The following is a 12304-nucleotide window of genomic DNA, read 5'->3' as shown; positions in this document are numbered from 1 at the left end:
GAGGCATTTTCCCCAACTTGTCGGGCCAATCACACAAGAAAAGTGTAAACATGAAGACGCGCAGTGTTCGCAAAGTGTTCGTGACATAGGAAAGGGACACGGCATGTAGCCTTGGGGGGCAGTTCAGATGTAGGGTTTGCGTGATATATCAGTGAGCGCGAATATTAGTAGAACTTGATGCGATTGCCCTGGCGGCCTGCCCGTCCCGCTGGTCAACGAGCGGCGATTATTGCCTGTTGAATCATTGACCCGCCAACCCGCCCGCACCACTAGACCTCTTTGACAACAGCACCCTGGGTATCCGCGCATGCACCGACGTCAGATTCTGCAAGCCTTCGCGATGGGCGCCACGCTGAAGGTCACCGGCGGACTGGCCGACATCATCGGCGAACCGGGCAAACTGGCCCCGGCGCCGCCGCCGGCATCCGCAACGCCGACCAAGACCGAGGCTTGGCTCGCGAATCTGGGACCCTTCGATGATAGGAGGCCGCCAGTACCGGCGTGTATCGCGCTGGGTCCGGAAGCGGATGCGGTGATCGATACCCTGCGCGTCCGGGCCAGGGCGTCCTGGGACGCCGCCAGTCACATGACCGGCTGGGATATCGACTGTTTCCGAACTGGCAGGGATGATCCGGCGGGACTCGATCGCTGGATCGAGACGCGCCTGCGTCCCTTCGATTTTATCGCGCTGGTGGTCGATGCCAACGACCCCGCGACGCGCGCCCAGGTACCCGGTTGGGTGGACCGCCTGGCCGGACTGAAGGAGGCGGCCCTGCGCATCGCGTTCATCGTCGGCGACGACGCCCGCGACCCCGACGCACCTTGGCGCGCCCCCCTGCACTCAGCCCTGGATGGCGTGTTCGATATCGGTCCCCAGCGGGGGGTCCTGCGCGCCGCGGCGATCACCACCCATGTCGATGGCCTGCTGATGCTGTCGCGTACCTCGATTGGCTATGATGTCGCCGATATCCACAAGGTGCTGAAGACGGGTGTGAGGCTGCGCACCGGTGCGACACTCTGGAGTCGCGAGTCCCGCCGCACGGGTGCGTTCCGGCGGCTCTGGACGCAACTGGATGTGGGGCCTGCCGGCGGGGTACTGGCATGGCTGCACGGCGGGTATGATAGTTCCATGTCTGACTTCAATTGGTTAAACGATCAACTCACCGAACATCTGCCGGATACGGGTACCCGCTTAGCGGTGATCTACGGGCATCCCGAGTGGCCGACCGGCCGGCGGGTGTTGGGGCTGACCTGGATAGGCCCTGACCAGACCAGTGCCACCCATCCTTCGAGGATCTGAGCCCATGCCCCCGTCCTACCAAATCATCGCTTCCGATCAGTCCTGGATCGAAGGTGAGGCCCTGCGGCCGGTGCTCACCTACAAGGTCAGGCGTCCAGCCCATCGTCAACCGGGAGCGCGCAAACCGCGGCGCGGTCGGCCGTGAGCGGGGACGCGCCGACCCTGTGGCTGCAACTCTCCGCCGGGCGCGGCCCGGCCGAGTGCGAATGGGTGGTGGGGCGCCTGGTCCCGCTGCTGATCCGGGATCTCAGCGAGCATGGGCTCACTGTGGCGGAAGTCGCGCGCACGCCCGGCGAGCATGGCGGCGATGCCCGTTCGATCCTGCTACGGGCCAGTGGCACGGGGGCGGCGGCGCAGGTCCGCAGTTGGTTGGGGACCATCCAGTGGATTGGCGCCAGCCCCTACCGGGCGCATCACCCCCGCAAGAACTGGTTCGTCAGCGTGGCCGCCTTCGCGGAACCCGCCGCCGACCACTGGGATAGTACGGCGGTGCGGGTCGAGACACTGCGCGCGAGCGGTCCCGGCGGACAGCACGTCAACCGCACGGAGAGTGCCGTCCGGGTCACTCATCTGCCGACCGGGCTCCACGCCATTGCCCAGGAAGAGCGCTCGCAACTCCTGAACCGCCGGCTCGCGCTCGCCCGGCTGGCGAGTCTCTTCGCTGAACGTGCCGAAACCAAGGCGCGCGAGGGCGGCACCGCGCGCTGGCAACAGCACACCCGGCTGGTCCGCGGCAATCCGGTTCGGGTCTATCGCGGGCAAGAGTGGGTGCCTGTTGTCACGGGCAGGTGCGGACAGTCCTGTGTCTGATCATCGGTTACTGATCGGCGTGAATCGCGTGTTGGCAGTGACGATCAACCAGACCGACCGCACCGTGGTGTTCACGTACTCCCGTACTCCCGTACTAACGTACTTCTTAAAGCGTCAGCGAGGCGCGTCCACTCGTCCTCGCTCCCGGGCAGGCCGAAGCGCACGGCGAGCGGCGCCTCAAAAAGGCGGGTCAGGATGCCGGCGCGGGCCAGGTGTTCATGGAGCAGGGGGGCCCGCACGGTAGGGACCCATTGAAACAGGGCGCAGCCGCCCTGCGGCGGGAGACCGTGGCGGGTGAGGAGCGCCGCAAGCCGGGGGCCGGCGGCGGCGAGGTGTGCGCGGGCCGCCGCCTGCCAGGCGTGATCCTCGAGGGCCTTGGCGGCGACCCAGCGGGCCGGGGCGGCGATGGTCCAGGGGCCGAGCTGGGCGGCGAGCGGTTGGGTCAGCGCCGGGTCGGCCAGCACGAAGCCGACCCGGGCCCCGGCCAGCCCGAAGAATTTGCCGAGTGAGCGTAGCAGGATCAGGCCGGGCAGCGGTCCAAGGTTCGCCAGGCTTTCGCCCGGGGTCGCGTCCATGAAGGCCTCGTCGATCACCAGCCAGCCGCCGCGCTGGGCGAGCACCCGGCGCCAGCGCAGCAGGTCCGCGCGCGCAAAGCGCGCCCCGGTCGGGTTGTTCGGATGGATCAGCACCAGCACGCCCAGGTCGGGGAGGGCGGCCTCGATCATCGCCACCGGCAGCAGTTGCACCGCGTGTCCGGTCCGCCGCCAGGCGTGGGCGTGTTCGCCGTAGCCGGGTGCGATCACGCCGACCCGTCCGGGCGGGCGCAGCCGCGGCAGGGCCTGGATCGCGGCCTGGGAGCCGGCCACCGGCAACAGTGCGCCGGCCCCGCCAGTCCAGTCGGTGCCGTAGTAGCGCGCCGCCGCCTGCTCCAGGTCGTCGTCCTCCTCCGGCAGGCGCTGCCAGAGGTCCGGCACCGGCGGGACCGGCCAGCCCCGGGGGTTGATGCCGGTGGAGAGGTCCAGCCAGTCGGCGAGCGGTATCCGGTAGCGCGCGGCGGCGGCCCGCAGCCGCCCGCCGTGGGGCAGCAAGGTACCCGGACCCATGTCGTTACCCATAGCTCCGGAATCCTCTCACGCAGACACGCAGACCCGGAACATACAGGGCTGGCGACAAGTCCACGGGATGGAGCCTCGTCGTGGTCGTCGATGGTTGTACATCAAGCATTTCCTACTTTGTGTCTCCGTGTCTCCGTGAGAGAAATTCTTCTTCTTGGCCGATAGGTCAAGGTCCGGTCAGGCCCAGGCTGATCGCTCATGGCGTCGGCACCGCCCGGCCCCAGGTGTCCTGGTACACCAGGTCCGCCATGGGCCGGCGCCGGTCCCAGCCCAGGGTCTCCAACATCGGTTCCGGATAAAAGGCGTCCACATGCCCCAGGCAGAGCACGGCGATGGTGCGGGCGCCCGCGGGCAGCCCCAGCAATTGATCGAGCCGGACCGGGTCATAGATCGACACCCAGCCCATCCCCAGCCCCTCGGCGCGGGCAGCCAGCCATAGGTTCTGGATGGCGCAGGCGGCCGAGCACAGGTCCATTTCGGGCATGGTGCGGCGGCCGACCACATAGGCCTCGCGCCCCTCGGGCAGGGCCACGACCAGCAACTCGCCGCACTCCAGGATGCCCTCCAGCTTCAGGCCGCGGACCAGCTCGGCGCGCTCCCCGCAGGCCTGCGCCGTCCGTCCCTGCTCCTCGCGGGTCAGGGCATGGATGGCCAGGCGCAGCTGCGGGTCCTGGACGCGGATGAAGCGCCAGGGCTGCATATAGCCTACGCTCGGGGCCTGATGGGCGGCCGCGAGCAGGCGGGCGAGCACGGCCTCGTCGACCGGGTCGGGCTTGAAGTGACGCATGTCGCGCCGCTCGTAGATGGCGCGGTAGACCGCGGCGACCTCGGGGTCGGGATATCGGTGGCTCATGGTAGAAACAGCCGGGTGGCGGCGCTCGGGTTGGAAGGGAAATAGAGGTGCAGATAGGACGCGGTGAGTCGGCCCAGCCGATAGACCGACTCCGGGGCGCCGTGTTCGCGCAGGGCCCGGGAGCGGGCGATGGGTTCCAGTGCGATCTGCGCGTGCGAGTGGTGGAAGGTATGACCGCGCAGTTGACCCTCCGGCAGGCTGACCCCCTGGAGCCCCAGGTTGGCCAGCCGCGGCTGCATCCGCGCCTGGCCCGGCAGGAGGCCGACCATGGGGGCCGGGTCGCCCTCCACGGCGGCCAGGGTGTCCAGCAGATACAGGAGTCCGCCGCACTCGGCCAACAGTGGGCGCCCCGCCGCCTGATGGGCCCGAATGGCGGCCTTCATGGCCCCATTGGCGGCGAGCCGGTCCAGATACAGTTCCGGGTAGCCGCCCGGCAGATAGAGCGCATCGCAGGCGGGCAGCGCCGCGTCCGCCAGGGGCGAGAAGAAGCAAAGGTGCGCCCCCGCGGCCTCCAGCGTATCCAGATTGGCCTGATACAGAAAGGAAAAGGCCAGGTCCCGGGCCACGGCGATGCGCCGGCCCGCGAGTGTGCGGGCGGGCGGCGGCGGGTCTGCCGCCGGGCGGAAGGCGACGGGGGCGGGCAGGTCAGCAAGCGCGGACCGGGCCAGTGCGTCGGCGATCCGTTCCAGCCGCGCGTCCAGGTCCGCCACCTCGTCGGCCTGCCAGAGTCCCAGGTGACGGTGGGGCAACTCCAGCCCCGGGTCCCGTGGCAGGGTGCCCAGGAAGGGGAGGTCCGCCGGCAGCTTCGCGGTCAGTGTCGCCGCATGACCGGCGCCGCCGACCCGGTTGGCCAGGACCCCGGCGGTGGTGAGCCCCGGGCGAAAACGGGTCAACCCGAAGGCCAGGGCGGCGAAGGTCTGGGCCATGGCGGCGGCATCGATCACACACAGGAGCGGCAGCTCGAAGCGGGCGGCGAGATCCGCCCCGCTGGGTTCGCCGTCATAGAGACCCATGACACCTTCGACCAGGATCAGGTCGACCGCGCGCGCGGCGCGGTGCAGCAGGTCCCGGCAGTGGTCCTCGCCGCCCATCCACAGGTCCAAGTTATAGACCGGGGCCCCGGCGGCGCGCGCGAGGATCATGGGGTCCAGGAAGTCCGGTCCGGTCTTGAAGACCCGCACCCGGCGCCCGAGCCGGCGCTGGAGCCGGGCGAGTCCGGCCGTGACGGTGGTCTTGCCCTGACCGGAGGCGGGGGCGGCGATGAAGAGTGCCGGGCACGAGACTGACATGAAAAACCCACCGGATTGCAGACGGCGGCGGGCGGGGGCAGAGACAGGCGCGGACGCAAAGCGCGCGTGCGCGCCTCGCGGGCACCGTGCAATTGCCCACCGCAATGCCGGATCGATCACCGCGTGGGTGACCGCTTGAGGCCGGTCTCCGGGCTCACGAGCGGCCTGCGAGCGAGCAGGCACCGGGCGGATCGCCTTCCCGCGTGGTCACGCAGTGGCTGGCTACCCGGGGGCACCGGATAGGATCCGCCGCAACTCGTCTACCGTTGCGGGGGCAGCGCCGGGATGGCACACCGTGCGAGCGGGGTGGGCACCGGCTTCCCGTTTCATCCCTTGGGGCGCGAAGGCCAGCGGGACACCTGAAGCGGACTGAAGTCTACGCTGCCCGGGTGGCGCCGGGCAAGGTGTGCGGTGCCCCTGGGTGCGCTCAGAACTGATGTGGTGACCGAGATCCCGGGTACGCTGTCCTGGTCGTTGTCGTTGTCGTTGTCGTTGTCGTGATCGGATTGTTCGATTACGACAACGACAACGAAAGCTTGGACCGGCCGCGCCCCAACACCGCCGCCGGGTAGGTATAGTGACCGCTATGACCCCGAGCGAACCCCCTGCCATGCCCCTGATCGCCCCCTTCGCCGGCCTGCGCCCGGCCCCCGGTCGTGCCGCCGAAGTCCTCGCTCCACCCTACGATGTGCTGGACCGGGCCGAGGCGCTGGGACTCGCGGCCGAGCGCCCCTGGAGCTTCCTGCACCTGTCGCGCCCGGAGATCGACCTGGCGCCCGGCGTCGACCCCCATAGCCCGGCGGCCTATGCCCAGGCTGCTGACCAGTTCGCGCGGATGCGCGAGGCTGGTCTGCTGGTGCGCGATCGGCAACCCTGCTACTACTGCTACCGGTTGAGCCGCGGCGATCAGATCCAGACCGGGCTGGTCGTCGCGGCCTCGCTCGCCGCCTACGGGGCCGGGCGGATCAGGCGCCACGAGGTCACCCTCGCCGACAAGGAAGACGACCGGGTGCGGCAGATCGCGGCGCTCGGCGCCCAGACCGGCCCGGCCTACCTGATCCACAACCCCAGTCCGGCCATCGACGACACCCTGGCCGCGGTCGCCCGCACGACCCCGGCGCTCGACAGCACCATCGCGGACGGGACCTGGGATGGGGTGCGGCATCAGATCTGGGTCGTCTCGGACCAGGGGGCGATCGAGCGACTCACGGCCGGTTTCGAGGCCCAGAAGCGGCTCTATATCGCCGACGGTCACCACCGCACCGCCGCCGCGGCGCGCATCGGCGCGGCCCGCCAGGCGGCCAATCCGGACCACCCCGGGGCCGAGGCGAACAACCGCTTCCTGGCGGTCAGCTTCCCGGCCGATCAACCGCGGGTGCTGGCCGTCAACCGGTTGGTGCGCAACCTCCAGGGCGGGGACGCCGCAACCTTCCTGCGCCGGCTGGGGGAGTGCGGCGCGCTGGTGCCGAGTGCCGCGCCGGTCATGCCCGGCCGGCGCGGTGAATTCGGTCTCTACCTGGACCGCGCCTGGTACCGGCTGACCTTGAATCCCGATTGCACCCGGTCGGCCGAACTGCGGCTGGACCCGGCAGCACGCCTGGACGTGCGCCTGCTTCAGGACCAGGTCCTGGCCCCGCTGCTCGGCATCGCGGACCCCCGCCAGGACCCCCGGATCGGTTTCGTCGGCGGCATCCGGGGTCTCCCCGGGCTCATGCAGCAGGTGGACGGCGGGGCCTGGCGCCTGGGGTTCTCGCTCCACCCGACCGCCCTTGTCGACCTGCTGGCCCTGGCCGAGGCGGGTGCCGTCATGCCGCCCAAGTGCACCTGGTTCGAGCCCAAGCTGGCGGATGGGGTGGTCAGTCTGGTGTTAGATTGATCCTTGAGGTGACGGGGCGGGCGCTCTGCGGCCGTGCGCTCGTCGCATCGCTTGACGTGCGTCTTATCTGACGTACGAATCGCCAACTCGCCGGTCTGGCCGAGCCCCGCGCATTGACCGCGTGGTTCGAGCAATGGATAGCCGTCGCGGCCCGGGGGCCGCTCCTACCGTAGGAACGGTCCCCGGCCGCGACGGGTTGCCGCAAGGGCGCATGGCCTGAGTTATGATCGCGACCCGGCCGCGCGGCAGCAGCGGGAGGTTCTTAGGGGGCTGGGTGACGAACATAATAATGATCGAAATACTCCAGACACACACCGACCAATCGCGCCGCGTCACTGCCCGCGAGTAACTGCTGCAACTCATCCTGGATCTCTCGGGTGGCCGCGAGCGCCTTGCGCTCCCACACGTTCACCTCGATGTCGTGGATCAACCGCCCCAGATGGGCCAACCCCGGGCCCTCGAGTCGGTAGTGCTTGAGCAGTGTTTCAAAGGTCGAACTGTCGTGGTAGCGGCGGAATGTGGCATCGGGCGTGTCGAACGCGATCCCCGACGCGATGGTTTCGCCGCGCGGGTAGAAGCGGAAGACGGCGCCGGGATCGATGTGGCGTTTGATCAGCCAGATGGACGCGCATTTGTCGGGCTCGAAAACATCCCAGGTGGAGTAGACCTGGCCCTCCCCGCCGGCCGGTTCGGCGGCGGCGCAGCAAGCCAACAGCCACAAGCTCAGCAATCCGCTTGGCCAACCACGCAGGCTTCGTACCATTCGAGTAAGTCCGACTGAGTAAGAGAGGCGACTTGCCCCCGGTTCAATGATCCGGCCACGCGGCCCCCGCTCATGAGAAGGATTCGATCCCCGAGCGCCAGCGCCTCGTCCAGGTTATGCGTCACGTAGAGTACACCCAGCCCAAGGCTCGCCCGAAACTCCTTCAAGAGCGCGATCATCTGCCGCTTCAACAAGGGATCGAGACTGCTGAACGGTTCGTCCATCAACAGGTACCGCGGACTGCCGGCCAGCGCCCGCGCAATCGCCAGACGCTGGCGCTCGCCACCCGAGAGCTGGTGGGGATGGCGCTCACGCTGCTCGAACAGAGACACCCGGCGCAAAGACTCCTCGACCGTGGCGCGAACCGCGTTCCGCGACTGCCCGTTACCCCGCAGTCCGAAGGCAACGTTCCCGAAGGCGCTCAGGTGGGGCCACAAGGCCAGGTCCTGAAAGATCATACTCAACTGTCGCCGGTGGGGCGCGACCAGCCGTCCGGGCGAGCTGACGCGCGTGCCTTCGATGTCGATCGCCCCGGCGTCCGGCCCATCCAGTCCCGCGATGAGCCGCAACAGTGTGGTCTTGCCGCAGCCTGAGGGTCCCAACACGACCACCGTCTCGGAGCGTGCGCAGGCGAGCGACACGCCGCCCATTGCCAGGACGGTTCCGAATCGCTTCGAGACCCCGGACACACCGATCATTCGCCGCCCCCCCAATCCCACCGCACCGCGGCGAGCACGAGCAGACACACGCCAAGCTGCGCCCCCAGCAGGATCAGGCTCAGCGCCGCGACCGCCTCCTCGGCCCCATAGTGCATGAGATTGTAGATCCGCACCGGTAGCGTCTCCACGCCGGGCGGGACGACCAGCAGGGTCACGCCCAACTCACCCATCGCCAGTATGAACACGATGAGAAAACCGGCCACCAGCCCGTTGCGGACCAAGGGCAGCGTGATGCGCCAGACGATGCGCAGTCGGTTCGGGGTTGCCAACCAGGCCGCCTCCTCGACGCGGGGATTGAGCTGTTGCAGACCGGCATAGACCGCCCGAATCGCGAAGGGCAGGAAGTGCGCCACGTAACCCAGCACGACCATCGCCACGGTGTCGTACAGCCATCCGGTCGCCGGTCGGTTCCAGACCCCGATGAGTGCGATCCCCAGCAGGATCGGGGGCACCGCAAAGGGCACCTGGGTCAGGTCGTGCAAGGCCGTACGCACCCCCGCGCGGCTGCGCACCAGCGAATGGGCGATCACGAAGGCCAACAGCGTCGTGATCCCGGCCGCCGCCACCGCGAGAGCCAGGCTGGTCCCCAGCGACGGCAACGCCGGTCCCAGGACCCGCGCGTAGGTCCCTGCCGGTCCGGCGACCACCGCAAAGGTCGCGACCGGCACCAGCACCGCGAGCGTGACGACCACACCGCAGAACAGCAGCGCCGCCGATCGTGCCTTGCCGAGCGGAAACCGGCGCGTCCCGGCCGCGCCTTGGGCCAGGCTCACATAGGCCCGCCCCCGCATCAGCCATGCCTGCACGCCGACCAGGGCCAGCGTCACGATGAGCAGGGGCAGCGACAACACCACGGCGGCGCGCTTGTCATAGAGCGCGCTGAACTGGATGAAGATCTCGACCGCGTAGACCCTGACCCGCAGGATGTCCGGCACGCCGAAGTCGATGATCGCGAAAACGAAGACCAGGATCGCACCGGCCAGGATGTGCGGCGCCGTCAGCGGTATGCTGATCCCCGCGATCACCCGCGTCGGCCCCCGGCGCAGCAGGGCGGACTCCTCCAGGGACGGGTCGATGGCCCGCAGCCCGGCCTTGGCAAGCAAGGTGACGAACGGAAAGTAGGCCAGCCCGAGCACAAAGACCACCCCGGGAAGGCTGAACACGTCAAGCGGCGCCGCCTTCAGACCCAGTGCAGCCTGGAAGAACCGGTTGCCCGGCCCCGTGTCCGCAAGCAGACGCGACCAGACGATGGCATGCAGGTGCGGTGGGATCAGGAGCGGGACCAGGTAGAGAACGCCGAGCAACCGGCGCCCCGGCAGATCCGTGCGTTCCATGACCAGGGCGAAGGGGACGCCGATGGCGACCGCCAGCGCACTGGCCCCGCCGGCAACCAGCAGGCTGTTGGCAAGCAGCCGCCACTGGCTCTCGGTGAGCAGCAATTCGCGCAGCGCGGTCAGGTCCCAACCGCCACCCCCGCGCACGGCGTCCCAGGCGAGTTGCCCCAGCGGGAGCAATGCCGCGATTGCAAAGGCCGCCCAGGCCGCCGCGACGGCCCACCGGGGTTGGTGCATCCCTAGCGGGCAAACAACTCGCGGCTGAAGCGCGCGGCCCGTTCCATGTTGTCGGCGATGGCACGGTACTCGACCTTCATCGCACGGATAGAACCGTAATCCGGCACCCTGGGGGGTTTGCCGACCCCGTCGCGCAGCGGAATCTGCATCGACTCGGAGAAGGCGAGCTTGCTCTCGACGTCTCGCGAGAGCAGGAAGTCGATCAACCGCCTGGCCTCCTGCGGGTGCGGCGCCCCCGCAACCAGGGCGACCGTATTGGGGATCAGCAGGGTCCCCAGGCCGTCAGCGTCGGGGAAGATCATGCCGACCGGCTTGCCCGCCTGGATGGCGACATTGGCATCGTCCGTATCGGTGAAGCCCAAGGGTACCTCGCCCTGCACGACCGTATCCCGGGAGGTCCCGTTGCCATCGACGATGACCACGGCGTTGGCCTTCAGCGCCTGCAGATAGGCTTCGGTCCGCTCCGGACCCAGCACGGCATACCAGGCGGCGACCTGGGTGGCCGTGGTCCCGAAGAGCGGATAGGCCATGGTGAACCTGCCCCGCCAGGCGGGCTGGGTCAGGTCGAAGATGGACTTGGGCAGGTCCGCGGGCGCCAGCCGATCCTTGTTGTAGACCAGGACCCGGGCGCGAGCCGCGAAGCCGGTCCAGTAGCCGTCCGCGTCCTTGAATTGCGCCGGGATATCCTCTCCCGCGGGAGACCGGTAGGGTGCGAGCACGCCCTTGTCCTGCAACACCAGGGTCCGGGCGACCTCCGAGTTCCAGAAGACATCGGCCCGGGGACGGCCCTGTTCGGCGATCAACCGGTTGACCAATCCGGTGGTCTTCGATGCCTCCACATCGTAGACCGCCTTGATCTGGATCCCGGTGCGCGCCTGAAAGTCGCGCAGGATCGGTTCCGAATAGACCTGGTCGAGCGAGGTGTAGACGACCACCTCGGCGGCGCGCACCGGGCACGCGAACAACAGGGCCAGGACCGCAAACACCAGGGTCGCTGAGCGGCCGAGGTTGGCATAGATGGACATCGGTGCGTCTCCCGATACGATGGAGTTGAGTCGTTCTGTTATGGTTGACGGGCGGCGACCCAGTCCGGGTCCTTGATCTGGACCTGCGCATCCGGGCCGAACGGGGTCATCGGCTCGTCGGCTCCGCCCTCGGCGCCAACGAGCGAGAGCCCGGTGCGCCCCTCCCGGGTGTGAGTGAAAAGGATGCGCGAGCCATCCGGCGACCAGGCCGGCCAGGTCTTCTCACCCGGACCCGCGGTCACCTGGCGCAGTCCGGTGCCGTCGGCGCCGACCGTCCAGATCTCATAGCGGCCGGTGCGGTTGGAGGAGAAGGCGAGCCGCGCCCCGTCCGGCGACCAGCGGGGATGGATGTCGCTGGCGTTGGACAGCAGCAATTGCCCGGCCCGGCCGCGCACGAGGTCGAGCGTCCAGAGTTGCTGGACGACGGCTACCTGGCCGCGGTAGGGCATGACCGTCAGCCAGGACGTATAGGCCAGGCGGCCCCCGTCGGGCGCGACAGCGGGAAAGTCCTGGATGCCCGTCTGCTCGATGACGGGCCGGATTTGGTCCAGGTCGCCGGCGGCCAGCTCGATGGTGGACTGCTCCGCGTCGGCCGTGAAGGCGTAACGGACAAAGACCAACTCGCCGGTGCGTGGATGCCAGGCGGGGCGCACCGCGGACCCCGGGCCGACCGCGAGGGCGCGACAACCCGCCGTCCCCGCGACGGGACAGACCCAGAGTCCGCCCCCGGTCACCTCGAAGGCGACGCGCGTGCCGTCGGGTGACAGGCGTGGGGCCGCCTTGTCGCCCGCGATCCCCGGGGTCGGGATCGGTTGGGGCGGCGAGCGCGGATCGGCTTGGCCGTAGAGTTGCCAGGTACCGTCTTGCAGGGCCGAGAAGACGAGGTCGGCATCCGCGCCGACCGAGATTGCCAGCAACAGGGGCACGACGAGGACCGCCACGGTTCGGTATGAAAGCTTGAAAAAGGGCGTGGTCATCGTCGC

The 12304-nt window shown here is 68.9% G+C and carries 11 protein-coding genes and 1 riboswitch; of the genes, 3 read left to right on the top strand and 8 right to left on the bottom strand.

All coding sequences use genetic code 11. The annotated features are described in order from the left end of the window. Nucleotides 1-307: 307 nt before the first annotated feature. A complete protein-coding gene (locus THSYN_RS34645) occupies nucleotides 308-1300 on the top strand; it encodes a hypothetical protein (protein ID WP_157818096.1) in 993 nt (330 codons plus the stop codon). Nucleotides 1301-1441: 141 nt separating this feature from the next. Further along, nucleotides 1442-2110, top strand: coding sequence for a peptide chain release factor H (prfH, locus tag THSYN_RS32330; protein ID WP_100923170.1), 669 nt, complete (start codon nucleotides 1442-1444; stop codon nucleotides 2108-2110). A 71-nt stretch (nucleotides 2111-2181) separates the two neighbouring features. Here the strand turns inward: prfH and cobD are convergent, their stop codons facing one another. The 3 genes from cobD to THSYN_RS32310 all read right to left on the bottom strand — a co-directional run bounded on the left by cobD (nucleotide 2182) and on the right by THSYN_RS32310 (nucleotide 5367). Then, nucleotides 2182-3225: a threonine-phosphate decarboxylase CobD gene (cobD, locus tag THSYN_RS32320; protein ID WP_236849066.1), complete on the bottom strand. Its 1044-nt coding sequence runs from the start codon at nucleotides 3223-3225 to the stop codon at nucleotides 2182-2184. Nucleotides 3226-3421: 196 nt separating this feature from the next. Then, nucleotides 3422-4078, bottom strand: a complete 657-nt coding sequence (bluB, locus tag THSYN_RS32315; protein ID WP_100923169.1) for a 5,6-dimethylbenzimidazole synthase — start codon at nucleotides 4076-4078, stop codon at nucleotides 3422-3424. Next, the gene (locus tag THSYN_RS32310) at nucleotides 4075-5367 is read right to left on the bottom strand and encodes a cobyrinate a,c-diamide synthase (RefSeq protein ID WP_100923168.1); all 1293 of its coding nucleotides are present in this window, start codon (nucleotides 5365-5367) and stop codon (nucleotides 4075-4077) included. The genes bluB and THSYN_RS32310 overlap by 4 nt, the downstream gene beginning before the upstream one ends. Before the next feature lie 122 nt (nucleotides 5368-5489). Further along, a riboswitch (cobalamin riboswitch) is annotated at nucleotides 5490-5745 on the bottom strand. A gap of 208 nt (nucleotides 5746-5953) precedes the next feature. Here THSYN_RS32310 and THSYN_RS32305 point away from each other — a divergent pair. Beyond that, the gene (locus tag THSYN_RS32305; protein WP_236849065.1) at nucleotides 5954-7243 is read left to right on the top strand and encodes a DUF1015 domain-containing protein; all 1290 of its coding nucleotides are present in this window, start codon (nucleotides 5954-5956) and stop codon (nucleotides 7241-7243) included. Between the two features lie 262 nt (nucleotides 7244-7505). Here the strand turns inward: THSYN_RS32305 and THSYN_RS32300 are convergent, their stop codons facing one another. From THSYN_RS32300 to THSYN_RS32280, 5 genes are read right to left on the bottom strand one after another with little or no spacing between them, the layout of a single operon-like run. After that, nucleotides 7506-7964, bottom strand: a complete 459-nt coding sequence (locus THSYN_RS32300; RefSeq protein WP_157818095.1) for a chromate resistance protein ChrB domain-containing protein — start codon at nucleotides 7962-7964, stop codon at nucleotides 7506-7508. Between the two features lie 2 nt (nucleotides 7965-7966). After that, entirely contained in the window at nucleotides 7967-8704 is a 738-nt protein-coding gene (locus THSYN_RS32295; protein WP_100923165.1) for an ABC transporter ATP-binding protein, read from the bottom strand. Then, nucleotides 8701-10296 carry an ABC transporter permease gene (locus tag THSYN_RS32290; RefSeq protein WP_100923164.1) on the bottom strand — a complete coding sequence of 532 codons (1596 nt, stop codon included), beginning with the start codon at nucleotides 10294-10296 and terminating at the stop codon, nucleotides 8701-8703. Before THSYN_RS32290 ends, THSYN_RS32295 begins: the two co-directional genes overlap by 4 nt. A 2-nt stretch (nucleotides 10297-10298) precedes the next feature. Beyond that, nucleotides 10299-11321 (bottom strand): extracellular solute-binding protein, encoded by a 1023-nt coding sequence (locus tag THSYN_RS32285; protein ID WP_100923163.1) that lies wholly within the window; start codon nucleotides 11319-11321, stop codon nucleotides 10299-10301. Between the two features lie 38 nt (nucleotides 11322-11359). After that, nucleotides 11360-12298, bottom strand: a complete 939-nt coding sequence (locus tag THSYN_RS32280) for a TolB family protein (RefSeq protein ID WP_100923162.1) — start codon at nucleotides 12296-12298, stop codon at nucleotides 11360-11362. Nucleotides 12299-12304 lie beyond the last annotated feature (6 nt).

Source organism: Candidatus Thiodictyon syntrophicum (assembly GCF_002813775.1).
Lineage (GTDB): Bacteria > Pseudomonadota > Gammaproteobacteria > Chromatiales > Chromatiaceae > Thiodictyon > Thiodictyon syntrophicum.
The sequence above is the reverse complement of the archived record's forward strand: the minus strand, read 5'-3'. Positions and strand labels throughout refer to the sequence as shown.